Origin of the sequence: Oceanobacter kriegii DSM 6294, from assembly GCF_000422845.1 — a bacterium.
Lineage (GTDB): Bacteria > Pseudomonadota > Gammaproteobacteria > Pseudomonadales > Oceanobacteraceae > Oceanobacter > Oceanobacter kriegii.
The window spans coordinates 551,524-578,523 of record NZ_AUGV01000003.1 but is presented as its reverse complement, the minus strand read 5'-3'; the positions used below and the strand labels follow the sequence as shown (position 1 = coordinate 578,523).

Annotated in this window: 26 protein-coding genes; 21 read left to right on the top strand and 5 right to left on the bottom strand. The window is 58.1% G+C overall.

The genetic code is table 11. The features are described 5' to 3' along the window. Nucleotides 1-26 precede the first annotated feature (26 nt). The 13 genes from gshB (at nt 27) to G516_RS0102590 (ending at nt 12,626) form a co-directional block, all read left to right on the top strand. Complete coding sequence (gene gshB / locus G516_RS0102650; protein WP_028292353.1) at nt 27-986, top strand: glutathione synthase; 960 nt, start codon at nt 27-29, stop codon at nt 984-986. 175 nt (nt 987-1,161) lie between these two features. Further along, entirely contained in the window at nt 1,162-2,040 is an 879-nt protein-coding gene (locus G516_RS0102645; RefSeq protein WP_028292352.1) for an energy transducer TonB, read from the top strand. Next, the gene (locus G516_RS0102640) at nt 2,040-2,597 is read left to right on the top strand and encodes a YqgE/AlgH family protein (RefSeq protein WP_028292351.1); all 558 of its coding nucleotides are present in this window, start codon (nt 2,040-2,042) and stop codon (nt 2,595-2,597) included. The genes G516_RS0102645 and G516_RS0102640 overlap by 1 nt, the downstream gene beginning before the upstream one ends. Continuing rightward, complete coding sequence (ruvX, locus tag G516_RS0102635; protein WP_036533861.1) at nt 2,597-3,049, top strand: Holliday junction resolvase RuvX; 453 nt, start codon at nt 2,597-2,599, stop codon at nt 3,047-3,049. Before G516_RS0102640 ends, ruvX begins: the two co-directional genes overlap by 1 nt. A 10-nt stretch (nt 3,050-3,059) precedes the next feature. After that, nucleotides 3,060-3,554 carry a bifunctional pyr operon transcriptional regulator/uracil phosphoribosyltransferase PyrR gene (gene pyrR, locus G516_RS0102630; RefSeq protein WP_028292349.1) on the top strand — a complete coding sequence of 165 codons (495 nt, stop codon included), beginning with the start codon at nt 3,060-3,062 and terminating at the stop codon, nt 3,552-3,554. Nucleotides 3,555-3,684: 130 nt separating this feature from the next. Continuing rightward, on the top strand, nt 3,685-4,695 hold the full coding sequence (locus tag G516_RS0102625; protein ID WP_028292348.1) for an aspartate carbamoyltransferase catalytic subunit: 1,011 nt from the start codon (nt 3,685-3,687) through the stop codon (nt 4,693-4,695). Then, entirely contained in the window at nt 4,692-5,912 is a 1,221-nt protein-coding gene (locus G516_RS20710) for a dihydroorotase (RefSeq protein WP_051218849.1), read from the top strand. Before G516_RS0102625 ends, G516_RS20710 begins: the two co-directional genes overlap by 4 nt. A gap of 103 nt (nt 5,913-6,015) precedes the next feature. Next, nucleotides 6,016-8,805: a class I adenylate cyclase gene (locus tag G516_RS0102615; RefSeq protein WP_028292347.1), complete on the top strand. Its 2,790-nt coding sequence runs from the start codon at nt 6,016-6,018 to the stop codon at nt 8,803-8,805. Nucleotides 8,806-8,958: 153 nt separating this feature from the next. Beyond that, nucleotides 8,959-9,090, top strand: coding sequence for an LPS translocon maturation chaperone LptM (gene lptM, locus G516_RS24235; RefSeq protein ID WP_084644817.1), 132 nt, complete (start codon nt 8,959-8,961; stop codon nt 9,088-9,090). Nucleotide 9,091: 1 nt separating this feature from the next. Then, nucleotides 9,092-10,348 carry a diaminopimelate decarboxylase gene (lysA, locus tag G516_RS0102605; protein ID WP_028292346.1) on the top strand — a complete coding sequence of 419 codons (1,257 nt, stop codon included), beginning with the start codon at nt 9,092-9,094 and terminating at the stop codon, nt 10,346-10,348. After that, entirely contained in the window at nt 10,345-11,175 is an 831-nt protein-coding gene (gene dapF / locus G516_RS0102600) for a diaminopimelate epimerase (protein ID WP_028292345.1), read from the top strand. The genes lysA and dapF overlap by 4 nt, the downstream gene beginning before the upstream one ends. A 34-nt stretch (nt 11,176-11,209) precedes the next feature. Continuing rightward, on the top strand, nt 11,210-11,884 hold the full coding sequence (locus G516_RS0102595; RefSeq protein WP_028292344.1) for a DUF484 family protein: 675 nt from the start codon (nt 11,210-11,212) through the stop codon (nt 11,882-11,884). A gap of 28 nt (nt 11,885-11,912) precedes the next feature. Then, nucleotides 11,913-12,626, top strand: a complete 714-nt coding sequence (locus G516_RS0102590; protein ID WP_028292343.1) for an HAD family hydrolase — start codon at nt 11,913-11,915, stop codon at nt 12,624-12,626. A gap of 84 nt (nt 12,627-12,710) precedes the next feature. On the opposite strand, the gene G516_RS0102585 is transcribed toward G516_RS0102590, so the two are convergent. Next, nucleotides 12,711-13,004 carry a hypothetical protein gene (locus tag G516_RS0102585; RefSeq protein ID WP_028292342.1) on the bottom strand — a complete coding sequence of 98 codons (294 nt, stop codon included), beginning with the start codon at nt 13,002-13,004 and terminating at the stop codon, nt 12,711-12,713. Nucleotides 13,005-13,107: 103 nt separating this feature from the next. Further along, entirely contained in the window at nt 13,108-15,141 is a 2,034-nt protein-coding gene (locus G516_RS0102580) for a sigma-54-dependent Fis family transcriptional regulator (protein ID WP_036533857.1), read from the bottom strand. A 377-nt stretch (nt 15,142-15,518) separates the two neighbouring features. Here G516_RS0102580 and G516_RS0102575 point away from each other — a divergent pair, with 377 nt between their 5' ends. Further along, nucleotides 15,519-17,324, top strand: a complete 1,806-nt coding sequence (locus G516_RS0102575) for a flavin-containing monooxygenase (RefSeq protein ID WP_028292340.1) — start codon at nt 15,519-15,521, stop codon at nt 17,322-17,324. A gap of 80 nt (nt 17,325-17,404) precedes the next feature. Here G516_RS0102575 and speA read toward each other — a convergent pair whose 3' ends face one another. Beyond that, nucleotides 17,405-19,306: a biosynthetic arginine decarboxylase gene (gene speA / locus G516_RS0102570; RefSeq protein ID WP_028292339.1), complete on the bottom strand. Its 1,902-nt coding sequence runs from the start codon at nt 19,304-19,306 to the stop codon at nt 17,405-17,407. Between the two features lie 157 nt (nt 19,307-19,463). Between speA and speE the strand changes: the two genes are divergently transcribed. Then, on the top strand, nt 19,464-20,333 hold the full coding sequence (gene speE / locus G516_RS0102565; RefSeq protein WP_028292338.1) for a polyamine aminopropyltransferase: 870 nt from the start codon (nt 19,464-19,466) through the stop codon (nt 20,331-20,333). Between the two features lie 160 nt (nt 20,334-20,493). On the opposite strand, the gene G516_RS0102560 is transcribed toward speE, so the two are convergent. Then, nucleotides 20,494-20,901 carry a c-type cytochrome gene (locus tag G516_RS0102560; RefSeq protein WP_028292337.1) on the bottom strand — a complete coding sequence of 136 codons (408 nt, stop codon included), beginning with the start codon at nt 20,899-20,901 and terminating at the stop codon, nt 20,494-20,496. Nucleotides 20,902-21,296: 395 nt separating this feature from the next. Between G516_RS0102560 and G516_RS0102555 the strand changes: the two genes are divergently transcribed. The 4 genes from G516_RS0102555 to G516_RS0102540 all read left to right on the top strand — a co-directional run bounded on the left by G516_RS0102555 (nt 21,297) and on the right by G516_RS0102540 (nt 24,549). After that, nucleotides 21,297-21,500 (top strand): YnbE family lipoprotein, encoded by a 204-nt coding sequence (locus tag G516_RS0102555; protein WP_051218848.1) that lies wholly within the window; start codon nt 21,297-21,299, stop codon nt 21,498-21,500. Between the two features lie 16 nt (nt 21,501-21,516). Then, on the top strand, nt 21,517-21,837 hold the full coding sequence (locus G516_RS0102550) for a YdbL family protein (RefSeq protein WP_028292335.1): 321 nt from the start codon (nt 21,517-21,519) through the stop codon (nt 21,835-21,837). Between the two features lie 30 nt (nt 21,838-21,867). Then, nucleotides 21,868-22,464: a LemA family protein gene (locus G516_RS0102545; RefSeq protein ID WP_028292334.1), complete on the top strand. Its 597-nt coding sequence runs from the start codon at nt 21,868-21,870 to the stop codon at nt 22,462-22,464. Between the two features lie 87 nt (nt 22,465-22,551). After that, nucleotides 22,552-24,549, top strand: coding sequence for a M48 family metallopeptidase (locus tag G516_RS0102540; protein ID WP_028292333.1), 1,998 nt, complete (start codon nt 22,552-22,554; stop codon nt 24,547-24,549). Between the two features lie 40 nt (nt 24,550-24,589). Here G516_RS0102540 and G516_RS0102535 read toward each other — a convergent pair whose 3' ends face one another. After that, the gene (locus G516_RS0102535; RefSeq protein ID WP_084644816.1) at nt 24,590-25,891 is read right to left on the bottom strand and encodes a DUF3080 family protein; all 1,302 of its coding nucleotides are present in this window, start codon (nt 25,889-25,891) and stop codon (nt 24,590-24,592) included. A 119-nt stretch (nt 25,892-26,010) separates the two neighbouring features. On the opposite strand from G516_RS0102535, the gene coaD reads away from it, so the two are divergent. Both coaD and G516_RS0102525 read left to right on the top strand, forming a co-directional pair. Continuing rightward, a complete protein-coding gene (gene coaD / locus G516_RS0102530; RefSeq protein WP_028292331.1) occupies nt 26,011-26,496 on the top strand; it encodes a pantetheine-phosphate adenylyltransferase in 486 nt (161 codons plus the stop codon). Between the two features lie 156 nt (nt 26,497-26,652). Beyond that, complete coding sequence (locus G516_RS0102525; RefSeq protein ID WP_028292330.1) at nt 26,653-26,910, top strand: YfhL family 4Fe-4S dicluster ferredoxin; 258 nt, start codon at nt 26,653-26,655, stop codon at nt 26,908-26,910. The last annotated feature ends 90 nt before the right edge of the window (nt 26,911-27,000 follow it).

Genomic DNA, 27,000 nt, shown 5'->3' with positions numbered 1-27,000 from the left:
TTTTCAATAACTTGCAGGACACAGGTATGACCAGGAAACTCGGGGTCGTGATGGACCCGATCGCTGATATCACGTTCAAGAAAGATACTTCCCTGGCACTGTTGAACGCCGCCAGGGAAGCCGGTTTCGAGCTGTATTATATGGAACAGGACGACCTATATATTACATTCGGTAACGCGATGGCCCGAATGGCCCCTCTTTCTGTACAAATGAACCCCGAACACTGGTTCGATTTGGGTGAATTCGAGCACCGCCCACTGGCCGATCTCGATGTCATCCTGATGCGCAAGGACCCGCCATTCGACAGCGAGTTTATTTACAGTACCTACATTCTTGAGCTGGCTGAACAGCAAGGCGTGCTGGTTGCCAACAAACCGGCCAGTTTGCGCGACTGCAACGAAAAAGTATTCGCCACCCATTTTCCGGAACTGATGACCCCCACTCTGGTGGCGCGCAAGAGCGAGCTGCTGAAGCAGTTCCACAAGGAACATGGCGACGTCATTTTCAAACCGCTGGATGGCATGGGCGGTTCCTCTATTTTTCGTTTGAAGCAGGACGACCCCAACGTCAGCGTCATCATTGAAACCCTGACCAACCATGGCCAGCAACAGATCATGGCGCAAAAATTCCTGCCGGAGATCGCCGAAGGTGACAAACGCATCCTGATGATCGACGGCGAACCGGTGCCTTACTGCCTCGCCCGCATTCCGGCCAGTGGCGAAACCCGTGGCAACCTGGCCGCCGGTGGTCGTGGTGAAACCCGCGAGCTGAGCGATGCCGACCGTCGCATTGCTGCCGCTGTTGGCCCTGAGCTGAAGAAGCGCGGCTTGTACTTTGTTGGCCTCGACGTGATCGGCAGCAGCCTCACCGAAATCAACGTCACCAGCCCGACCTGTGTGCGCGAAATCAGCCGCGACAGCGGCATTGACGTCGCCAAACTGCTGATCGACTGCCTCAGCGCCAAGCTGGATCAACAAGCCGGCTAAGCCAATTGCCATGCTTTCTGTATCAGATGGCTTGTCCGATGTGTTGGACAGGCCCATCTGGTGCAGGTAGCAGGTCATCATTCCCCACCAAAGCGGTAGACAAATATTCCACTTCAGGCCAGACTCCGGCCAACCGGAATAAATCAAAATCATTGAGTCTCACGCGAACTATCCAATGTCCTCCGCCGCTGTTTCCAGCTCAGACCGCCTTACCTTTGCCCTGTTTCTGGCCCTGCTGGTGCACGCCCTGATTGTTCTCGGCATCAGTTTTTCTGCCGAAGACAGAACCAAAGCCAGCACCACGCTGGAAGTGACCCTGGCCAGCTACAAAAGCGAACAATCGCCTGAAGAAGCCGATTTTCTGGCTCAGGAAAACCAGCAAGGCAGCGGCACCGAAGACGAAGCGCGGATGCTGAGCACCGATGTTGAAGCACCGTTCCAGAACAACGAAATCAAACAGGCGTCGGTGCAGGAGCAACAAGTCTCAGCACCAAAGCCGGATAGCCACCAGCCCGACAAACTGACGACCCAGGCTGATAGCCGCTTCAAGGCACAGAACATCAAAAAGCCGACCCCGACCGAAGCGCAGGACGTGCCGGAAGGTGAACAGAAGATGCTGCTGCAACGCAGCCTCGAAATGGCCAGTCTGGAAGCCAAACTCGACACCATGCGTCAGGCGTATGCCAAGCGTCCCCGGGTACAACGTCTGACGGCCGCGTCGACCATGAAAGCCAGCGACGCCTATTATGTGAACAACTGGCGCCGCAAGATTGAAAAAATGGGCACGCTCAATTACCCACGCGAAGCAGAGGACTGCTTCGACGATTGTCGCCTGCGTCTGCTGGTTGCCATCAAGCCCGACGGCACCATCAACAACCTGGAAATTCTGGAGTCCTCCGGCCGTAAGGTACTGGACGACGCCGCATTGCGTATCGTAAGAATGTCGGCTCCTTTTGCGCCATTTACCAAAGACATGCGCAAGGATACCGACATCCTTGAAATCATTCGTACCTGGCGATTCAAAGGCAATCGCTACCTCTCTGACGGTTCATAATGAAACAACTCACCAGCCTGCGTAACCAGCTGCTGATCGCCATGCCCCAGCTGCATGACAGTTTTTTTGAAGACACAGTCATCTACCTGTGCGACCACGATGCCGAAGGCGCCATGGGCCTGGTGCTCAACAAGGCCCTCGACATCGACTTCGCCCGGGTCTGCGAACAACTGGAAATTTTCCGCCACGACCACATCAATCCCATCATGATGGCGGGCGGCCCGGTTGGCAGCGAACAGGGGTTTATCCTTCATCGCGAACCCGGCCGCTGGCAGGCCACCCGGGTGTTTGACTCCTTTGCCCACCTGACCACTTCCAAGGACATCCTTGAAGCCATCGGCAAGGGTGAAGGCCCAACCGAATATCGGCTGGCACTGGGCTACTCCGGCTGGAGCGCCGGTCAACTGGACGAAGAGATTCTGGCCAACAGCTGGCTCAACGTAGAACCCGACGCCGAACTGCTATACCGCACCGCGCCGCAAGACCTTTATCAGGCGGCGCTGGCGAAACTGGGCGTCAGCCCGATGACCCTGTCCGACCAGAGTGGCCACGCCTGATGAGCACTGTCCCCGACCGCATTGTCCACGTGATGGCCTTCGACTTTGGCACCAAGCGCATTGGTATCGCTATTGGCCAGCGCCTGACCGGCAGCAGCCGCGCACTGGAGCCCATCAAGGCCAACAATGGCGCCCCCAACTGGGAACAGCTGGAAGCCATTGTCAAAGAGTGGCAACCGGATGCCTTTGTTACCGGCTTGCCGCTGAACATGGATGGCAGCCAGAGTGATATGAGCCTGCGCGCCGCCAAGTTTGCCCGTCGCCTGGAAGGCCGCCTGCACAAGCCGAGCTACACCCAGGACGAACGCCTGACCAGCTACGAAGCCAAGGGCATGGTGATCTCCGACAGCGGCGAACGTGATTTTGGTAAACACTCCGTCGATGGTTTGGCGGCACAATTGATTCTGGAAAGCTGGATGAACGAAAACCCCCGTTCATCTGAATCGCAGTAAGGGAGAACCCATGCAGTTACCTGATATTGAGCAAACCTGCCAACAACTGGCCACCGACCTGCAAGCCAATCTGGCCAGCCGTGGCATTGAGCAGCCGTTGATTGTTGGTATTCGTACCGGTGGCGTCTGGATTGCCGAAAAACTGCATTCGCTGATGCAACAGCAGGAAGCCGTTTACAGTGTCGACATCAGCTTCTACCGCGACGACTTTACTCGCCACGGCCTGCACCCACAGGTCAAAGGCTCCGAGCTGCCGGACACCATCGAAGACCGTCACATTGTGCTGGTCGACGACGTGGTGATGAGCGGTCGCACAGTACGCGCTGCCATCAACGAGCTGTTCGACTACGGTCGCCCGGCCTCCATCACTCTGGTGGCCTTGTTTGATATCGGTCGTCGCGAGTTGCCAGTGCAGCCGGACGTATGCGGTGCCACACTGGATCTGGCCGACGGTCAGCTGGTGAAACTGAGCGGTCCTCAACCACTGACCGTCAGCCTGCTGTAAGTCACAGCCCAAACACGCAGGATTGGCCAGAGCGGCGGCTGGCCAATTGATTTCCCGCCAGAGTGCCCCTAGTATTCGCGCCGCTTCACCCCGCCCAGACAACTTGCACGGTTCTGCCAGGAATTCAGCCATGAATACAGATCCCAGCCAGATTCAGCTCACCGCCGACGGTCGACTGAAACACTTCCTGACCACAGAAGGTCTCAGCAAGGACTTGCTTACCGAAATTCTCGATACCGCCGACTCCTTTATTTCCACCCAGGAGCGCTCGGTTAAAAAAGTCCCCTTGCTGCGGGGTAAAACCGTCGCCAACCTGTTCTTCGAGAACAGTACCCGTACTCGCTCCACCTTCGAGCTGGCGGCCAAACGCCTGTCGGCCGACATTCTCAATCTGGATATCCAGCGTTCTGCCACCTCCAAGGGCGAAACCCTGATGGATACCCTGTGGAACCTCGAAGCCATGTACAGCGACATGTTCGTGGTGCGTCACGCCGACTCCGGTGCAGCCCACTTCATTGCTGAACACGTTACCCCCAACGTTGCCATCATCAACGCCGGTGACGGTCGCCATGCGCACCCGACCCAGGCCATGCTCGACATGCTGACCATTCGTCGTCACAAGGGCTCGATTGAAGGCAAGGTAGTCGCCATTGTTGGCGATATTCTCCACAGCCGCGTTGCCCGCTCGCAGATTCACGCGCTGAACACACTTGGTGCCGCCGAGGTCCGTGTGGTTGGCCCTGCCACCTTGCTGCCACGTGATATCGAAGCACTGGGCTGTAAAGCCTATTACGACTTCAACCTGGCGCTGCGCGATTGCGACGTGGTGATCATGCTGCGGCTGCAAAAAGAGCGTATGCAGAACGCCCTGCTGCCGAGCGAAAGCGAGTTCTTCAAACTCTACGGTCTGACCACCGAAAAACTGGCACTGGCCAACCCGGACGCCATCGTGATGCACCCGGGGCCAATCAACCGCGGTGTTGAAATTGAATCCGCCGTTGCCGATGGCCCACAGTCAGTAATCCTGAATCAGGTCAGCTACGGCATCGCCGTCCGTATGGCGGTCATGGCCATGGCGATGAGTGGCCAGCAGTCTGAACAACAAGCCGAGCAGCAAGCCAAAGGGGAGACAGAGGCATGAAATACCTGCACATCCGTGACGCCCGTGTGATCGCTCCGGCTCAGCAACTGGATCAAGTGTGCGACATCTACCTCAGTGAAGGTCGCATTCGCGCCATCGGCCAGAAACCAGCTGGCGGCACCATTGAATCCACCCTGGATGCCAACGGCCTGTGGCTGGTACCGGGCTTTATTGATCTCAGTGCCCACCTGAACGAACCGGGTTTCACCCAGCGCGGTACCATCTTCAGTGAAACCAAAGCCGCCGCCAACGCCGGTTTTACCCATGTTTGCGCTCAGCCGCTGACCAAGCCCGTGGCCGACAGCCCGGCGGTCGTTCAGCTGATGCTGGAAAAATCCGCCAGTGCCGGTCAGGCGCAAGTGCTGCCCCTGGGCGCACTGACCCAGGGGTTGGCCGGTGAGCAAATCGCCAACATGGTCGGCCTGACCAGTGCTGGCTGTGTGGCCCTGTCGAACGCCCGTAAGCCGGTCAAGGACGCCTACGTACTGCGTCGTTTGATGGAATACGCCGCCACCTACGATATTCGCCTGTTCCTCGATGCCAACGACGCCGCACTGTCCGCCGGTGGCGTGATGCACGAAGGCCCGACTGCGACCCGCATGGGTCTGGCAGGCATTCCTGAGACGGCCGAAACCATCGCGCTGGCACAAATCATCCTGCTGGCCGAACAGACCGGCGCACGGGTTCACATCAGCCAGATCAGCTGTGCTCGCAGTGCCGCCATGCTACGTGACGCGCGCCAGCGCGGCCTCAACATCAGCGCCGACGTCGCCATGGCCAACCTGTGCTACACCGACGCCAAGGTGCAAGGCTTTGATGGCCGCTTCCATGTGCAGCCACCGCTGCGCAGCGAATCTGACCGTCAGGCCTTGCTGGCCGCCGTCAATGCCGGTGAATTGGCTATCTGTTCCAACCACCAGCGTCACGAAAGCGCAGCCAAGAAAGCGCCGTTCGCCGAAGCCGCTGTTGGCATCGCCATGTACGATGACTTCATTGGCTTGTTGCTACAACTGGTCGACGCCGGTGAGCTGACGCTGACCTCTGCCCTCAACGCCCTTAGCAAGCTGCCAGCCGATGCCCTGCAAATGGCCGTCGGTTTCGAGGAAGGCAAGGTCTTTAATGCTGCCCTGATCGACCCAACCAGCACCAACGAGCATGGCGTTAACGGCAAGGTGGTCGCGACCTTTGTGGACGGTTTCCGCACTCTCAAGGCCTGATTGATCAACCTCTGTTCAGGCAAATGCCCGACAAACCGTTCAAACCCGTCAGAAACTTTGCTGACTGACGGGTAGCCTCACAAATGCCTCCTATACTGGAGGCATGACCCTCACTCTCGATCGCTCCCGCTTCCGACAAATCAGCCAATGGCAAGACCAGTTTCTGCAACTGAATCAGCAGCGACTGGGGTTGGCGCGCGGCCTGTTGTCCGCCCGCCATCAACACCTGCTGACCCTGCTGCCGTCGATGCTGCACTTCAACCACCCGCAACTGCCGGGGTTTGTCGATTTTCACACCCCACAGGGCATCGATCATTTCCGCAGCGATGCGCCGGTCGAGCAAGCCATGCGCTACCTGTTGAAAATGATCCCCCGACTCGACGCCCACCAGCGTCTGCAAGGCGTCATCGGCGGCCTGTATCTGATGGGCAGCATGGGCACGCTGGCGCAGAACCAGCACAGCGACCTGGATATCTGGGTGTGCCTCAACCAGCCACTGGCCGCCAAACAGCGCCAGCAACTGCAAACCAAATGCGACCGGATTGAAAAATGGGCCGAAGAACAAGGGGTGGAGCTGCACCTCTTTATCATGGATCTGGACGAATTTCGCAGCGGCCAGCAGAAAGCCGCCGAGGGCGAAGACTGTGGTACCAGCCAGCACCTGTTGCTGCTTGATGAGTTTTACCGCAGCGCCATCTGGCTGGCCGGGCGCTGGCCCTCCTGGTGGCTGATTCCGGTGCGGCTCGGTATGCAAAGCGCCGAGGAGTACTGGAGCGAATTACTGCAACAGGATCTGGTGCAACCGGACCGTTGGCTCGACTTTGGCCATATTGGCTCGATCCCGGTCAACGAGTTCATGGGCGCGGCCATGTGGCAACTCAACAAAAGTCTTCACAGCCCCTATAAATCCCTGCTGAAACTGATGCTGTACCGCTCCTACGCCAGCACCTACCCCAATGCCCAACCGCTGTGTCAGGACCTCAAAACCCTGGTGCACGCTGGTGTCACCATCGCCAGTCAATGCGACGCCTATTTGCTGATGGTGCAACGACTGTCGTCGTTACCGGGGCTGAATCAACAGCGACTGGAGCTGATTCGGCGGGCGTTTTACTACAAGACCGGATTGCGGCTCAGCAAAGTCAGCGAAGAGGAACTGAAAAGCAACTGGCGAGCCAGTGGCATGATGTTCCTGGCCCAGCAATGGCAGTGGAGTGAAGAGCGGCTGCAAGAACTCGACAGCAACCGCCAGTGGACACCGCAACAGGTGTTCCGGGAACGCAATGAGCTGGTCAATGAGCTGATGGGCAGTTACCGCCAGCTGCGGCAATTCAGCGACCGCCATGCCCGCGAAGTGCATATCAGCCCGGGGGATATCCAGCGCCTCGGCAATCAGATGCACGCCGCCTACGACGCTCGCCCCGGTAAAATCGTCCCCATCAATCCGGGCATCTCCCCCGATCTGGTGCAGCATCATGTCACGCTGGTGCACTTTCCTGGCGTCTGGCAACTGGTGCCGGGCTTCTGGCAAGAGATTCCCCCCGACCGGCATATCCTGCGCCAAAGTCCGAGCCTGACGGAATTACTGGTGTTTGCCGAACTGAACGGCATGCTGGGGCGCGATACCCGCATCAGTAGTTTTCCCGCCGAAGCCGTCAGTCAGCATGAACTGAAGCTGACGCTGGGCAATATCCGCGAGTTGATGTCACGTGAGTTCGACAGCCCCGACTGGCTCGAACAACCCCATATCACCCATGTGCGGGTCTTCATTAACGCCGCCGACGACCCCATGGCGGAGCTCACCCGTCAGGGCATCCACAAGATCACCGATCACGACGACGTGCTGAACTTCACCGGTGCCAGTGTCAATCTGGTGCGCACCATCGAAATCCTCACCCGCAACCAGTGGGGCGAATGGCAGGTCGAACACTGCCGTGGCCAGCAAGCTCTCAACCACTGCCTACAAATGCTGATGCCGTGGCTAACCCACAGCGAACAGCGGCCGGACTTTGGCCTCAACTGCTACAGCACCACCCGCTCGGCACAGATTCGCCAGCGCCTGCTGAGGCTGATGTCGAATGCCATCGACCAGTACCAGCACCACCATGGTGCCTGTATTTACCGGCTCGGCAATCGCCGCTACGGCCTGCACCCGCAACAAACCAACGACCTCGATGAGCCACAACAATGGCTGACGGCCGACATCACCGATGATGACCAGCTAATGCGTTATCTGGCCCAGCCCAGAGGCCGCTATTCGGCCACCTTCAGCGATGCCCATTGCCCGATGCCAATGCCGCTGAACGACATCATGGCTCACTGCCAACCCAACCGCTGGCAGCTGTTCTTTCAGCAGCGCGGAGCCACCATCGACTTCTATCTGGTCGACGAATTTGCCGCCCTCGTGCGCTACCGACTGCAACGTACCGAGCTGAAATACTGGCTGCTGCCGACCTTGCGTTTTCTGCTGCAACTGCAAAGTCGCTGGTACGGCAACCAATCCGACTTTGCCGGACTGAAACTGTTTGAACTGGTGGAGCACCAACACCTGCACCCGATCTACAAATCGGTGGAATACGACTGGCAAGTGCACCCGCGGGACATTCCCGAAGCCGCCAATGAGCCGCCCGCAATTGAACTCACCGCCCGCTACGACAACGACCGCCAGCCCACCCTGTACTGCAACTACGAGGAATTCAGCGTCTGGCAGTACGGACCACAGCTGTACCAGACCGTCTGCAATCGCATCATCGAATTGCGTACCCAGCACGGCCAGTACCCCTGCTACCTCAGCGACCTCGAAATGGAAGACAGCAGCAACCGCGACCTACTACTGCACTGGCATCGCAAACAGGAGCAGGAACTGCACATCAACGCCGAACTGAAGCCTTCCTGAAGCGCCAACCAAGACAGCCCAGCCGCGGTGTGTATAATGCTGGGTAACCAAAGATACAGGCCCAACGCACACTGAAGCCGAGGCCTGCGAGTGAACGCTTGCAGGGGTTCGAAGCCGGTGTGTCGTCAACGGCCACAGCACAAGAGTTTTAGCATGAAGCACCTTCTGCGCACCCGCACCCTGTGGCTGGCCACGCTGGCTGTCAGCGCCCTGTTGCTGGGCGGCTGTGGACAAAAAGGCCCCCTGTATCTGCCTGATCAACCGGATACGGAACAGACCTCCTGATATGTCAGTATTTACTTACCAGCAGGGCAGCCTGCACGCTGAAAACGTCGATCTGGCAGCCCTGGCTGCACAACACGGCACCCCACTGTACGTCTACTCCCGCAAGGAACTGGAAACCCAGTATCTGGCCTACGACAAGGCACTGGGCGACTGGCCTCATCAGGTCTGCTTTGCGGTGAAATCCAACTCCAACCTGGGTGTGCTGAACGTACTGGCACGACTGGGCGCCGGTTTCGACATCGTCTCTCTGGGCGAACTGGAGCGCGTACTGGCCGCCGGTGGCGATCCTGCCAAGGTGATTTTCTCGGGTGTTGGCAAGCAAGCCGCCGAAATGCAGCGCGCGCTGGAAGTTGGCATCGGTTGCTTCAACCTCGAATCCGAAGCCGAACTGGAACGCCTTAACGACGTGGCTGTCGCGTGTGGCAAAGTGGCCAACATCTCCGTGCGGGTTAACCCGGATGTCGATGCCCAGACCCACCCGTACATTTCCACCGGTCTGAAAGACAACAAATTTGGTATCGCCATTGAGCGGGCACCGGCCGTGTACGAACGCGCTGCCAGCCTGCCGGGCATTAACGTGGTCGGTGTCGACTGCCACATTGGCAGCCAGCTGACGTCCATCACCCCATTCCTCGACGCGCTGGATCGTCTGTTGCTGCTGGTCGACGACCTGGCGGGCAAAGGCATCAGCATCGAGCACCTGGATCTGGGCGGTGGTTTGGGCGTTTGCTACAACGACGAGCAACCGGCGTCTCCGGCCGAGTACATCAGCGCGGTGAAAGAAAAACTGGGCGACCGCAAGTTCACTCTGGTGTTTGAGCCGGGTCGTTCCATTTCTGCCAACGCTGGTGTATTCCTGAGCCAGGTTGAGTTCCTCAAGCTCAACGAACACAAGAACTTTGCCATCATCGACGGCGCCATGAACGACCTGATTCGTCCATCGCTGTACTCCGCCTGGCAGGACATCAAAACCGTCAAGCAAACCAGCGACGCGCCGGTACGTACCTTCGACCTGGTTGGCCCTGTGTGTGAAACCGGTGACTTCCTTGGCAAGGACCGTGATCTGGCACTGGAACAAGGCGACCTGATTGCAGTGATGTCCGCCGGGGCCTACGGCTTTGTGATGGCTTCCAACTACAACACCCGTGGCCGTGCTGCGGAAATCATGGTCGACGGCGAGCAATCCTACGTGGTGCGCGAACGCGAAACCGTAACCGACTTGTTCAAGGGCGAGCACCTGCTGCCGGAGAACGCATGAGAGTCAAATTCAGCAAGATGCACGGCATCGGCAACGACTTTGTGGTGATCGATCTGGTCACCCAAACCGGTCGTATTCGCCCGCAACGTGTGAAAGAGCTGTCGGACCGCAACTTTGGCATCGGCTTCGACCAGATGCTGATTGTCGAACGGCCGTCACGGCCGGACGTCGACTTCCGCTACCGCATTTTCAATGCCGATGGCAGTGAAGTCGAAAACTGTGGCAATGGCGCCCGTTGCTTTGCCCGTTTTGTCTACGACAATCACCTCACCGGCAAGCGCGACATCAAGGTTGAAACCGCCAACGGCATCATGGAACTGCACCTCACCGACGACGGTCAGGTGGTGGTCGACATGGGCCCGGCGATTCTGGAACCGGCACAGATTCCACTGGTCGCCGAGCAGTTCATGCCGGAGTACCAGCGCATGATGCCCGAGATCGGCGACGTAAAATTCGGCGCCGTTTCAATGGGTAATCCCCACGCTGTGATTCGCGTCAACGACGTCGACAACGCTCCGGTTGAACATTGGGGCCCGATTGTCGAAGCCTGTGAATACTTTCCCAACAAGGTCAACGTCGGCTTCATGCAGATTGTGAACCCGAACGAAATCCGCCTGCGGGTGTTCGAACGCGGCAGTGGCGAAACCCTCGCCTGCGGCACCGGCGCGTGTGCCGCCGTGGTATCCGGTCAGTTGCGAGGCTGGTTGCAGCCCGGCGTACTGGTACACTTGCCCGGCGGTGATCTGAAAATCGACTGGGACGGCAAACACAGCGTCCGTATGACAGGCCCGGCCGAAACCGTCTTTGAAGGACGTGTAAACATCTGAATGGCAACAGCAATATGCAGCAGCAGGTAACAGCATGAGCCAACAACCGAGACTGACCGAAGCCGATGTTGTGCAGTTTCTGGAAGACCACCCGGACTTCTTCGTGGGCAAGGACGACCTGCTGTCGCAGCTTCGTATTCCCCACCAGACCAGTGGTGCCACCAGTCTGATTGAACGTCAGGTGCAGGTGCATCGCGACCGCAATATCGAATTGCGCCAGCGACTGTCCGACCTGCTGGAAAATGCCCGTCGTAACGACCACCTGTTTGAAAAGACCCGCCGTCTGGTACTGGCCCTGATTGAAGCCAACAGCTGGCTGGCGCTGCATACCGCCCTCGATGACGCCCTGCGCAACGACTTTGCGGTTGATTCCTGGGCCATGCTGCACTTCACCGAACGTCAGCTGGAACGTCCGCTGATTGCCATTCGCAGTCAGGAGCAACAGCGCAATATCCATCGTATGTTCAAGGGGCACCGTGCTATCTGTGGACAGCTGCCACGTAATGACATGGCAGCCCTGCTGAACCTCGACACCACCGACATGGGCTCGATTGCCGCCGCCCAGATTCGTGGTCAGGACAACCACGGCGTACTGGTACTGGCCAGCCACAACGAAAGCCACTACCGCACCTCGATGGACACCCTGTTCCTCGACTACCTCTGTGACGTACTGGCCCTGCGCCTGCAACAAACTCCGGTAACGCGCTAAGCGCGTTACCGCCGATCGGGAATTTGCCTTGGCTATCAAGCTGATCACCTTCGACCTCGACGACACCCTCTGGAATCCGGCCGACGCCCTCGTGCGTGCCGAACAGGTCTGCTACGACTGGATCACCGAGCGTTGCTCCGGCATCGCCGACCTCTACTCACTCAGCGGCCTGCGTCAGTACCGCATTGAACTGGGCGAATGTTATCCACAGTTGGCCCAGCAGGTATCCAAACTGCGCGAAGAAAGCCTGCGCCGGGTTGCCATGCAAGCGGGATTGAACCGCGATGACGCGGCAGAACTGGCCCAGCAAGCCTTTGACGTGTTTTACCGCGAGCGCAGTCGGCTCGACCTGTTTGATGCCACCCTGCCGCTGCTGAACAGCCTCAAACAGCGCCTGCCGGTGATTGCCGTCACCAATGGCAATGCCGACCTCGAACTGATTGGCGTCGACCACCTGTTTGATGCCTGCATCACCGCCGATGCCGTTGGCATCGCCAAACCGGCCCCGGATATGTTCCACGCGGCGCTGCAACACGCGGGTGTTGAAGCCCACGAATGCATTCACATTGGCGATCACCCGCACAACGACGTGGATGCCGCTCGCCAGCTGGGGATTCACGCCATCTGGACGCCGCTGTACCAACAAACATGGCCGCAAGACCTGGCAGCGCCGCAATACCAGATCAGCGCACTGGAGCAGCTCGACGAGCTGATTCAACAGATTGAACAGGCCCACGCCTGAGCTGCTGAATCACAGCACCAATAAAAACGGGGAGCCAATGGCTCCCCGTTTTTGTTCTGCATTCTTCACCAGCACATCGTCGCCTCAGATCGGGCGACTGCCGTAGTTCGACTGTGGCTTACGTGGTGGATCAGCCATCACGTTATCGTCGACCTGTTGAATGCTGCCACCCCGAGCCAAAAACGCGGCGACATCGTCTTCCAGCGCTTTGCGGGCTTCGTTGTGAGCAGTCATGGATTTGGCATCTTCTTCCTTTGGCTCAGCGGACTTGGCCGCCTTGGCCGGTTTGCCATTCTCTGAATCGACGCCAGAGTCATCACTGACGCCTGCTTCATCGTGCAGGTCTTCGTCATGCAGTTCAAAGTCCTCGTCAGACATGGAATGTCCCTCCTGTTGGTGCAAGCCCATTAGATATAGACAATCCTGCCGTTACTGCCGCGCCCTGAAACAATTCATAACAAAAAACCGCCAAGCCAACCCGTTACTGGATACAAGTCTGGCGAGCAATGCCAAAGCGACGAATGCGCCGGTACAGGGTTGGCCTGGAGATATTCAGCTGGCGGGCAACGGCACTGAGGTTCCATTGCTGCTGCTCCAGCAACTGCGCCAGCTGTCGCGCTTGTGGGTCCGTATCGATTGCCCCGGCCATGGTGTCAGCATCACTGCGGTCATTCAGGCCAGAACATTCAGCATCGGGGACTTCCACCTGCTGGAGCCTGGAATAAGCCTGCTGGGGCCTGATGATCGACTCCGGCAGCTGCGCCACTGTAATCACATCCGTTTCGGCGTTGGCTTCGGCATAACCCAGCACATTCACCAGCTCCCGTACGTTGCCCGGCCAATGCCACGCCAATAGCGCGCTGACGGCGTCAGCACGCAGCCGCAGTGATGGCCGCCTAACCCTAACCTTAAGAGCGTTCAGCAAGCTGCGCATCAAAAACTCTCTGTCGGCCCGCTGCCGCAGTGGCGGCAAGGTCAGTGTCGCGCCGTTAAGACGGTAGTAAAGATCAGCCCGGAACGACCCATTAGCCACGCGCTCGGGCAGGTTCTGATGCGTCGCGGCGATCACCCGGCAATCGACCGTCACCGGTTTGTCGGCTCCCAATGGCGTAACCTGCTGTTCGGCCAGCACCCGCAACAGGCGGGTTTGCAACGCCAATGGCATGTCGCCAATTTCATCCAGAAACAAGGTGCCGCCATGGGCTTGTTGTATCAGTCCTTTGGCGCCTTTGGAGCGACCGCCGGTAAACGCGCCGGGACAATAGCCAAACAGTTCACTTTCGATCAGCGACTCGGGAATGGCCGCACAATTAACGGCAATAAACGGGCCTTTGCCCCGTTCACTGCTGCGATGAATGGCGTTGGCCAACACGTCCTTGCCACTGCCGGTTTCACCCAGAATCAGCAAGCTGACCTGACGATTACGGAAGCGTTTGGCCTGCTGCAAGGTCTTGCGCATGGCGGCGTCGTCGCCGGCCAGCGCATCCAGCTCGGCGACACGTTCACTGAGATCGCTGCGACGCAGCGGCTCTTGTTCCTGCACCGGTTCAATCAGGCTGCCATAGAGGGTTTGCTGGGCAATACGAAACGCCCGTACACCATCCGGGCAGTCGTGGTTGATCGACAAGACGTCGTCCAGCGGGCAACCCAAAAGATCAGCCAGAGCCATCGGCGAAGGGGATGATTGACGCCCCGCAGCAGAGCTAGCACCGGAGATAGAAAAGGCCCGGGAGTCGAGCAAACGACGGCCTGCGGTATTGGCCGCCACAATATCACCGTTGTGGTCCAGCGCCAGCAAAATACGGCCATTCAGGGCCACCAGCTCGCGGCTTTCGTCGGCCCGGAAAATCAGCTGTCGACGATAGCAACGCAAGAAATAGGCATCTTCGATCATGCGGGCGTAAAGCTGGGTCAGATGCAGGGCAAAGGTCTGGCTGGCCCGCACATCCGGTGCGTTCAACGCCGAGATATCCAGCACCGCCAGCAGCTTGCCAAACGGATCGAAAATGGGCGCGGCGGTACAAGTGAGACCGATATGCGCACCGTCGAAATGATCGCCCCGATGACAGGTCAGCGCCGCTTGCTCCTGAATGCAAGTGCCCACTGCACAGGTTCCGGCATAGGCTTCGCTCCAGTCAGAGCCCAGATACAAACCCGCCCTACGCAGCACGTCATGCTGATCCTGCCGGCCATGAAACTGCACCGTAATGCCACGGCTGTCGGTCAACAACAGTACATAACCCAGTGACTGAATGCTGCGATACAACTGGTCCACACCCGCACGGGCCACGGCCAACAGCTCATCGGCGGCATCCTGATGCTCACGCAGCGCGCTTTGGGTGAGGATGCGAGCCGGTTGCTGACGGCCCGGCTCTAACCCGTAGTCCTGCAAACAACGCCACCATGAGCGGCCAATCAGGTCGGCCGCTTCAGGCATACCTCGGGTGCTGCGGGCAAACTGCAACAGTTGGTCGGTATGGCGGCGATGATCCAGCGTCGTCGAGAAAGCAGTCATGCAAGGCATCCTTGTCTACCACGCCGGCAGACGAATTATTGTTATCGGACGTTTGAACCCAGATTACCCGCTTTGTTTGATCGCTGTCGTAGGGCTATTCGTTCCACACCCAACGGGCGTTACACCTGTAACGCCACCGCAACAGCTGTAAATCCGTTGTCGTTACAGCTGTATCGAAGATGTGAAACGCGTTGAAAAGCACAGTGTTCACAACTGCGCCCCAATAAAAAATACTCACATAAAATCAACCACTTAAGAATTCCGGCATAACAAATATCCGGGCTGGCACAACGGCTGCAATAGCCACCACAGGGATCGTCAGATGACCCCCACTCACTTGCAGCAACAAAAACAACAAGCCTGCTCAGGAGCTTCATATGACCCAGCACAGCCTTTCTCCCGCCAGTGCCAGCGCACAACAATGGCTCGACCAGTTCAATCAGGCCCTGCGCCACGATGGCCCCCGGGCCGCCGCCCAACTGTTTGAAAGCGACGGTTTCTGGCGCGATCTGGTGGCCTTTACCTGGAATATCAAAACCATGGAAGGCCAACAGCAAATTGCCGACATGCTGGCCGCTACTCTGGATAACGTGCGGCCGTCCAACTGGCAGCTGGAAGAAGATGCCAGCGACAACGACGGAACGATTGAGGCCTGGATTACCTTCGATACCGCCGTAGCCCATGGCCGGGGCCACTTGCGACTGCGCAACGGCAAGGCCTGGACATTACTGACCACCATGGTGGAGCTGAAAGGCCACCCGGAACCACGCGGTTTTAACCGCCCCCGTGGCGCTGAACATGGCATAAACAAGCACCGCCAGACCTGGCAGGAGAAACGTCAGCACGAAGCCGAAACCCTGGGCTACAGCGAACAACCCTACTGCCTGATCATTGGCGGTGGTCAGGGTGGCATTGGCCTCGGCGCACGGCTGAAGCAGCTGAATGTACCGACCCTGATCATCGACAAACTGGAAAAGCCCGGCGATGCCTGGCGTCGCCGTTACAAGTCCCTGTGTCTGCACGACCCGGTGTGGTACGACCACTTGCCGTACATGCCCTTCCCGGACAACTGGCCGGTGTTTGCGCCAAAGGACAAGATTGGCGACTGGCTGGAGATGTACACCAACATCATGGAGCTGAACTACTGGGGCTCCACCGAATGTACCTCGGCTCGCTACGACGAACAGGCGCAAGAGTGGATTGTGCACGTCAAACGCGACGGGGCTGAGCTGGTGCTGCGGCCCAAACAGCTGGTGCTGGCAACGGGCATGTCGGGCATTCCGAATATTCCGTCACTGCCCGGTCAGGATGTGTTTGAAGGCGAACAGCATCACTCCAGCCAACACCCCGGCGGCGAAGCCTATGCCGGTAAGAAAGTGGTGGTACTGGGCGCAAATAATTCGGCTCACGACATTTGCGCCGCACTGTGGGAGCACGGCGCCGACGTCACCATGATCCAGCGGTCGTCGACCCACATCATCAAGTCCAACAGCCTGATGGAGAACGTGCTTGGCGGGCTGTACTCGGAAGAAGCGGTTCAGAACGGCATGACCACCTACAAGGCCGACCTGACCTTCGCCTCGATTCCGTTCAGAATCATGCCGGAGTTCCACATTCCGCTGTATCAGCAAGTAGCCGAGCAGGACAAGGAGTTCTACCAGGGCCTTGAAAAAGCCGGCTTTATGCTCGACTTCGGCGACGATGGCTCTGGCCTGTTTATGAAGTACCTGCGCCGAGCGTCGGGCTATTACATCGATGTGGGTGCCTCCGAGTTGATCGCCAGTGGCGACATCAAACTGAAAAGCCACACCACCATTGAGCGCCTGACTCGCAACTCGGTGATTCTGACCGACGGCTCCGAGCTGGAGGCCGATCTGGTGGTGTACGCCACCGGCTTTGGTTCCATGAACGGCTGGGCCGCCAAAATCATTTCACAAGAGGTCGCTGATAAGGTCGGCAAATGCTGGGGAATGGGATCAGACACCACCAAGGACCCAGGCCCCTGGGAAGGCGAACTGCGCAATATGTGGAAACCCACACGCCAGCAAGCGCTCTGGTTCCACGGTGGTAACCTGCATCAGTCGCGGCACTATTCGCAGTATCTGTCGTTGCAGCTGAAAGCTCGTATGGAGGGCATTGCCACGCCAGTGTACGGCATGGAAGACGTGCATCATCTGGCCTGATGGCTGTTTGAATCAGGCTATCTAAAACAACCGAAAACAACCGGCAGGGCTTGCCCTGCCGGTTTTCAAGTTTGCGAAGTTTACAGTTGCAGGTAGGTATAGGCCTGCAACGACTCCGACAATTCACGCTGGAACAGCGCCTTGTCTTCGGTGGTCAGCTGGCTTTGTGCCACCTGACTCATCAAGCGGTGACGAATGTCGTCGGCATCAAAGTTCACGTAACCCAGCACCTTGGCAATGTGGTCCCCCCACACCGGGTTGCGCAGCTGTGGTTCGCCGTTGCTGTCCATCACCACGTCGACCGAGTCGGTATCGCCAAACAGATTGTGCAGGTCGCCCAGAATCTCCTGGTACGCCCCCACCATAAAGAACGCCATCAGGTCTCCGCGCTGAATCGACGGCATCGGCAAACTGGTGCTGAGTCCTTCACTTTCCACGTAGGTATCAATGCGGCCATCGGAGTCACAGGTGATGTCCTGCAGCACGCCGCGGAAGTTCATCGGCTGGTCGTGACCGCTGACCGGCAGGATCGGGAAAATCTGCTCAATGCCCCAGATGTCCGGCAAGGACTGGAACAGCGAGAAGTTGACGAACACCTTGTCGGCCAGCTTTTCCTGCAACTCGTCGATCAACGGGCGGTGGGAGCGGTTGGCCGGGGTCAGTTTGTCCATCAACAGCTGGCAACAGCGGGTGTACAGGGTTTCGGTACTGGCCCGCTGCGGCAGGCTCAAAAGCCCCAGACTGAACGCCGTATTGGCTTCAGCCACCCAATGCTGAACGTCGTGAAACTGCTCTACCAGACCACTGGACGAACGACTTTCGAGCAGGATTTCATAAGCCCGGTGCAAACCTTTCAGACACGCCGGATCGTCTTCTTCCAGTGCCGCCAGCTCGCCGTCGGAGGATCGCTCGTGGTCGATGATTTCGGTCAGCAGCACCGCGTGGTGGGCGGTCATGGCGCGGCCGGATTCGGTGATGATGTTGGGCTCGGTAGCGCCCAGCTCGGTGCAGATTTCCTTCATGGCTTCGACGACCTTACGGGCGTATTCGTCCATGGAGTAGTTCATCGAGCAGTAGCTGCGAGAGTGGGTGCCTTCGTAGTCAACGCCCAGACCGCCGCCCACGTCGAGCCACTGCACCGGCACATCCAGCTTCACCAGCTCGGCAAAAATACGGGTGCACTCGCGCAGGCCGGTGTGAATGTCGTGAATATTGGCCAGCTGCGACCCCAGATGGAAGTGCAGCAGTTGCAGGGTATCGAGCTGATCGCTTTCTTTCAAAAGCTCGATCACCTGCAGAATCTGCAAGGCCGACAGACCAAACTTGGATTTCTCGCCTCCCGTGTTCTGCCAGTTGCCCTTGCCGATGGTGGCCAGTCGGGCCCGCACACCCAAACGCGGTTTGACGCCCACGCGCTCGGCTTCGCGCAGGATCAGCGGCAGCTCGGACATTTTCTCGATCACCAGAAAGACGTTGTGGCCCATTTTCTCGGCCATCAGCGCCAAACGAATAAAATGGGCGTCCTTGTAGCCGTTGCAGACGATATTGGCCTTGATGTTACGGGCCTGGGCCAGCACCGCAATCAGCTCCGGTTTGCTACCGGCTTCAAGACCAATGCGCTCCAGCCCGGCCTGTTGCTGACCGGCGACAATCTGCGCGACCACCGGCTGCTGCTGGTTCACCTTGATCGGGTACACCGGAGTAAACCCGCCCTGATAGCCAAATTCCTCACGGGCCTTGCTGAAGGCTGTTACCAGACTCTGGACACGGTGATGCAGGATGCCGGGAAAACGCACCAGCACGGGCAGCCGCAAGCCTTCCTGCTTGACCCGTTCGGCCAGATTCTGCAAATCAATACCGGCATCAACGGCCGGGTCCGGGTGCATACTGACACGGCCTTGCTCATTGATACGGGCATAGCCCTCGCTCCAGTGCGGCAGGTTGTAGACGTCACGGTGATATTGCGGAGTCTGACTGGTCATTGGCGGTCCTGAGTTCAGATTCGCTTGGCGCGAATCAAGGGTTAAGGTATCTTGCGGCGCTCTGGGCCGCCCCGGTTGTTGTCGGGTTGCTGCCGTCCTCGCTGGCGCTCGCAAGGCGACCGATTTTAAAGAACATCGATTCATTTGAGTATCTGATATGACACATCCACTGGCAGACGGCTGGTTTACTGAAGTATTCGATCAGGAAGGTTCCGCGTTTTCACTGAAAGTGAAGGCCAAAATCGACTCCGCCCAAAGCGAATTCCAGACCATCGACATCTATGACACCGAAACCTTCGGCAAATTGATGGTGATCGACGGTTGCACCATGGTGTCGACCCGCGAAAACTTCGTCTACCACGAAATGATGTCTCACGTGGCGCTGTTTACCCATCCGAATCCAAAGCGCGTGGCCATCATTGGTGGCGGCGACTGCGGCACCCTGCGCGAAGTACTGAAGCACCCGGGCGTTGAACAGGCGACTCAAGTCGACATCGACGAGCTGGTGACCCGCATGTCCGAGAAGCACTTCCCGGAGCTGTGTGAATCCAACAACGACCCACGTGCCAACATCCTGTTTGCCGATGGCATCCAGTGGGTGAAGGACTGCGCGCCGGAATCCCTAGACATCATCATCATCGACAGCACCGACCCGGTCGGCCCTGCCGAAGGCCTGTTCGCTGTCGATTTCTACAAGGATTGCTTCAAGGCGCTGGCGCCAAACGGCATCGTTGTACAGCAGTCTGAGTCACCACTGTTCCACACCGAATCGATCATCAAGAAGATCCACGAAGACATGGCCGTTGCCGGGGCCTCCAGCAGCCATACCGTGCCGTTCCCTCAGGTGATCTACCCGTCCGGTTGGTGGAGCTGCACACTGGCCAGCAAAGGCGGCGATGCCACCAGCTTCCGCATTGAAGACGCAGCCAACAAGGCGTTCCGCACCGAATACTACAACGCTGAAATTCACGCCGCCGGTCTGGCACTGCCGGAATTCATGCGTCGTGCATTGGGCATCAGCGATTGATGCTCTGACTGGCGCTGACCAGCCAGGTTACAGGCAGCCACAAAAAAACCGCCGGGGTTTACACCCAGGCGGTTTTTTTATGTGTTGCTGTCGTGCGGCCGCTTAGTGGGCCTGCTGCCAGGGTCCGGGTAACGGTTGCGGGTACCCGGCCACAGGCATGTTATTCACGACCTGCCATAAACTTGATGGCGGCGAGGATCTCGTCGTCCGAGCAGTCCAGACAGTTGCCCTTCGGTGGCATGGCGTTGATGCCCTTGATGGCGTTTTTGAGGGTGATGTTCATGCCTTTTTCCAGACGCGCATCCCAGGCAGCGACGTCACCTTTCATCGGTGCCCCCAACACACCCGCTGCGTGACAGGCAGTACAGGCGGCGTTGTACACGTCTTCGCCTGAACGGGGACCAGAGCTGACCGCAGCGACGGCACCGCCACACTCAGCACCCACACATACCTCGCCTACTGGCGCGATACGGGCTTTGATCTTTTCTTCACTGGACGCAACAGCAGCAAAGGTTTGCGCTGCAATCAAAGTTGCAGCAGCTACAACGAGTGCTTTCAAATGGTTCACAGGGATCCCCTTCCAGGCTAATACGGCATTTATAGAATTAGAATGCGCAAATTATAGCGACTTTTTATTGGGCGGTGGAATCGCACACAATGATCGAGGGCAAGGGACCCTAGGGAAATTAGTATTAATTCTGTATTCAAAAGGTAGCCGGCCAAGCTGATGGTTGAAAACCGGTCCTGCGGCTTCTGAGCCTGTCTGACGCCCGTTAGCAAGAGTCTCTCCAAAGTATGTCTGGCAAAACACGATCCGAAAATCTCGATTATTCGCCAAAGCGCGATCAAGACGATGCCCCGCCGTTGCAATGCAACACCGCCAAGGTAGAGTGAGCCTCAGGATACCCTCATCACGGTGCCGGTGTGCCCGGGAGTATCACCAAACCGCCAAGGAGCACATGCATGACCCATCCCTCTATTCGTCTGGTAACCACAGGTTGCCTGCTGAGTTTGCTTACCCTGTTGCTGCCAGCCTGTACGGTCAAGCTGGCCGCGCCGGAAGAACCCATCACCATCAACCTCAACGTCAAGATCGAACACGAAGTGCGGGTCAAGGTAGAGAAAGACCTCGACAACCTGTTTGAACAAAACGACGCCCTGTTCTGATTGTGGAGATTTCCGAATGAAAACCCTGATGACCTTCTGTGCCCTGATGCTGATGAGTCTGGGCGCTGCCGCCATGGACCTCGACACCGCCCGTGAAACCGGTCTGGTCGGTGAGCGACTGGACGGCTACGTCGGTGTAGTGAACGCCAGTGGCCCGGTGGACGCACTGGTGGCTGAGATCAACCAGCAGCGCAAGCAGCACTACCAGCAAATCGCCAACAAGCAAAACACCCCGCTGGCCAACATTGAAAAGATTGCCGGTGAAAAACTGGTCGGCAAAGCCAAACAACAAGGCTACTTTTATCAGTCGGCCAACGGTGAGTGGGCTCAGGACTGAGTCTGACCTTCTGCTATCAAGGAGTTATTCATGGGTACAAGTACCATTGTCACACTGGTCGTCATCGCGCTTCTGCTGGTGTATCTGGTGTCGATCTACAACACGCTGGTGAGCTACAAAAACCGCTACGAAAATGCTTTCGCGCAAATCGAAGTACAGCTCAAGCGCCGCTACGACCTGATTCCCAATCTGGTGGAAACCGCCAAGGCCTACATGAGCCATGAGCGCGAAACCCTGGAAGCGGTAACCGCCGCCCGTAACGAAGCCGTGGCCGGTTTGAAAGCCGCCGCCAGTATGCCGGGCGCAGCCGATGCCATGGCCAAACTGGCCAGCAGCGAAACCGCTCTGGGTGGTGCCCTGAGTCGTCTCAGCGTGACCATGGAAGCCTACCCGGACCTGAAGGCCAACCAGCAAATGATGCAGCTGTCGGAAGAACTGACCAGCACCGAGAACAAGGTGTCGTTTGCGCGTCAGGCGTTCAACGACGCCGTCACCAGTTACAACAGCTACCGTCAGTCGTTCCCACCGGTGTTCTTCGCCAATATGTTTGGCCACCGCGACAATGCCAAGCTGCTGGAATTTGCCGACAGTGCCGCGATTCAGGCAGCGCCGAAAGTCTCGTTCTGATCAGGGTGACCACACCCTGATGGGCAGCGGAGCCATAGGCCCCGTTGCCTGACATCAGAACGCCTGTCGTACTAACCGGACCCATCCATGGATTTTTTCAATCAACAGGACCTTGCCCGCAAGCGCACCCGTCGCTTGCTGATGCTGTTTGTCGCCGCTGTGGCCACACTGGTCGGCGCTCTGAATCTGGTGGCCGCCGCGCTGGTCTGGTACGGCGCCGACAAATCGGTTAACACCCCGCAAACCGCCAACAACCTGAGCCTGAGTGGCATCTGGACAGACCCTTATAACTGGCAACACGCCGGTTGGGTCACACTGGGCACGCTGGCCGTGATCATTAGCGGTAGCCTGATTAAATGGCTCAGTTTGCAAGGCGGTGGCAAAGTCGTCGCCAGTTCATTGGGCGGCCGCCTACTGATTCCCAACAGTAAGGATTTTTACGAACGGCGATTACTGAACGTGGTGGAAGAAATGGCCATCGCCTCGGGCATGCCGGTACCGCCGGTGTACGTTTTGCCCGACAGTTCCATCAACGCCTTTGCGGCGGGCTATCAAGCCTCCGATGCCGTCATTGGCGTGACCGAAGGCTGCATGAAAAAGCTCACCCGTGATCAACTTCAGGGGGTCATTGGTCACGAGTTCAGCCACATCGCCAACGGCGACATGCGCCTCAATATTCGCTTGATGGCGTTGCTGTACGGCATTCTGTTTATCGCCCTGATCGGCCGTTTTTTACTGGAATCCGGCGCCCATGGCAGTCGTATACGCAGCCGCGACCAGAAAAACGGCCTGCCGCTGTGGGCGATTGGACTGGCGATGACCGCACTGGGCTATCTGGGCGTGCTGTTTGGCAACCTGATCAAGGCCGGTGTCTCGCGCCAGCGGGAGTTCCTGGCCGACGCTTCCGCGGTGCAATACACCCGCAACCCGCAGTCCATTGCCGACGCCCTCAAAGTGATCGGCCACGGCGCTGGCAGCCGCATCCGCAGCCCCGAGCGGGAAGAAACCGCCCACCTGTTTTTTGGCAGCGCCATGAACTTCCGTTTTTCGGGATTTGCCACTCATCCACCGCTGGAAGACCGTATCCGTCGGATTCAACCCAACTGGGATGGTCGCTATCTGGCACCACAAACATTGCAGCAGGCCAAACAGGAGTCGCCGGAGTTGGTGGCTGCGGATAACAGCAGCCTGGGCTCGCCTGCGGCGGCGACGCTGGTTGGCGTTAGCTCTGAGCTGAGTGCGGCGCTGCTTGCCGCCGAAGCCAGTGTAGAGAAGACAAGAGTAGAAAAGGTCAGTGTAGAAAATGACACGGGGGCTGACAGCCTGCAGCGGTTGGCAGACCTGCAAGCCATGGCGCGGGAGCCATTCTCGGCCCAAACCCTGATTCTGTGCCTGTTGATGGCACCGGCCGAGCGTTTTATTCACAGCCAGCAGCAGGACATCGTCCTGAGATCCCTCGGCCAGGGCCTCTACAAGGAGGTGCTGCGCTGCAGCGCCAATGTGCGACAGCTGCCCGCCAGCCAGCGCTTGCCGTTGGTCGAACGGGCGATCCCTGCATTAAAACAACTGTCAGACAGCCAGTACCGCAGCTTCCACAGCGCGCTGGTTGCCATCATCAAGTCGGACGGTCAGATTGATTTGTTCGAGTGGTGCCTGTTCCGCTTGCTGAACCAGTATCTGGACAACCATTTCAATCAGGCCAGGCCCGTCAAGGAGTCGGTCAAGAAGCCGGAGCAGGTAAAACAGGACATCGCCGTGCTGCTGTCGTACATGGCGCACCACGGTCACGACGACGACGGTCAGGCCGCCAGTGCATTTAATGGCTGTTTGGCCGACGGTGCCTTTGGCTCGTTGGGCATTCAGTATCAGCCGGTCGATCATCGCCTCAAGCCGCTGAACCAGAGCCTCACGCGCCTGACCGGCCTCTATCCGCATGTAAAAGGACGGCTGATCAAGTCACTGGTCGCCTGTGCCCGCTACGACGGCGAGCTGCGCACCGTTGAGCGCGACCTGATTCAGGCCATCGCGGCGATTCTGGAATCGCCGGTACCCGCTGGCGTGCTGGATTCTCCTGACGTTCGCTAACCGCGGTACTCATCATCGACCAGCAACCCGCCTGCGAGCATCAGCTCGCAGGCATCAGGCCACAGGATTGCAGTGTTTTGGACATCATGGCCACATGGCGCTGACTGGCGGCCTGAAAGGCCTCGCGGTTAAGGTGCAAGGCTTGCAGCCAGTGTTGATAGGTCTGCAAGGCTGCTTGCCGGGCATCTTGCCGAGCCGCTGGCCAGGCCTCTTGCCCGACAACCGCCGCGACGGTTGTTTGATCTCCGTCTTCCCTCGCTTCACGACCACCACCATCTTCCCCACCGTTCCGGCCTTCCCCACTTTCTATCGCGTCACTATTGGCCCCGTTCGCCACGTCCGTTAAGCCAATAGTAGAAACCTGCAAAAGCCGCTCAATGGCATCCAGACGCTGCAATAGCGCCCCGCCCAAGCGGTCATTGCGGCTCATATACGGCTGCAGCCCTGTCAGATAGAACTTGTGCAATACGTTTTGAACAATGTCAGCATCCGGGGTTTTCCGGCCCGTCGGACACAATGGCCGCTGCGTCAGTCGATACTCCAGCAGGTCTGCGACCCGATTCAGACGATGGGTCAGTTGTTGCTGGGTTCTCGCCCAACGGCCGATGCTTTCCCCCAGCAACAAGCTCTGCAGCTGTTGCTCGAACACATCGGCGTCGTACTCAATGTGCGCAGTTTTCCAGTCGGTCTCTGCAGCCATGCGCTCGCCAAGAGCAAGGGCGTAGTCGAGTGCTGCCAGCGTGGCACTGATATGGCCGTCATTGTCTTGCTGCCAATCCAGCAAGGGCGCCGAGCGCGCCGTCAGCGCCTGCCATTCCTCACCACCAAGCCAGGCATTCCACCACAACGCCAGTCGCTGTTGATGCTTCAACTGCAATGCCGACGCCAACGCCTGTGCCAGTTCCGGCTTGTCTTCACGCAGCTGCTCGACGCACTCCGGCCCCCAGTTGATAAAGTCACGTTGCTGGTGCAGCACCTGACTCGGAGCCGCGACCTTGCCCAGTACGCTATTGCCCTGCGCTACAACAGCGCCCAAACGGCACTGATTCAGGCTCAGAAAATCGAGCAAGTCGATGTCCGGCGCTGCCAACCCGATGCGCAGCGCCCGCGCGGATGGTCGTTCGGGCACGGCGTACTCACTGGTTGGCCCAGCTGCCTGATCCTCCAGCGACAAGGCTCGCGCCATGCGCTCGGGATACTCGTCCAGCTGATCTTCCGTAGTGCTGACACAACCGCTCAACAGCAGCCACACAGACACTGCCAACGCATGAAAAAAGGGCGCTTTCAGGCGCGCCAGTGGCACTTGGGAATCCCTTCCGGAAAGCGTATGGTGGTTGGACATAACCCCTCCAGACGGTTGATGGACCGGCCTGCAGCCGGTCAGAGAATGACCGCTTTTATTGTGACCCGTGCGGGATTTGTTTACTATGCGCCCGTTCTGAACCCCAGAGGCCCACAACCATGAACACCGTCGTATACCCTGGTACCTTCGATCCCATTACCAATGGTCATACGGATCTGGTGGAGCGTGCATCGCGTATGTTCGACCACATCATCGTTGCCGTCGCGGACAATCCAAAGAAACGTCCGATGCTGGATCTGGAAACCCGGGTCGACCTGGCGCAAAGCGTACTCGCCCACCTTCCTAATGTAGAAGTTGCCGGTTTCAACAACCTGCTGGCTGAGTTTGCCCGCAAACGGGGTGCTAACATTATTCTACGCGGCCTGCGGGCTGTGTCCGACTTCGAATACGAATTCCAGCTGGCCAACATGAACCGTGTTCTGGCACCCAGCGTGGAAAGCATGTTCCTGACACCGGCAGAGAAATACTCCTTTATTTCCTCCACGCTGGTGCGTGAAATCGCATCCCTGCAGGGCGATGTCAGCAACTTTGTCCACCCGGCGGTGGAAAAGGCCCTGAAACAACACGTGAACAAGATCGGATAAATCCGGCATCACGACCCTGAAAGACCGGACTTACCACCCGGCACCGCGTGAAACAGATCGGACCAATCCGGCATCGCGCATCAGCACCGGGCCATCTACCCGGTTCTATCCAGTGATTAGTTAGAGCGGGCACTGCTGCCCGAATTGGAGATAAACATGGCATTGATCATTACCGACGAGTGCATTAACTGCGACGTGTGCGAGCCTGAGTGCCCGAACGAAGCGATTTCTGCCGGTGAAGAAATTTACGAAATCGAACCATCCAAGTGCACCGAGTGTGTGGGCCACTACGATGAGCCACAGTGCCAGTTGGTATGCCCGGTGGACTGTATCCCTCAGGATGACAACAACATGGAAACCCAGGAAGAACTGGAGGCCAAATACGAGCGCCTGACCGGTAAAACCATTTCCTGAGAACGCTTTGTTCTGATCCAATCGAAGCCCGCCGCTTGCAGGGCTTCGATGGGTTATCCACACTGCCTGTCATGATGACAACAAGGCACC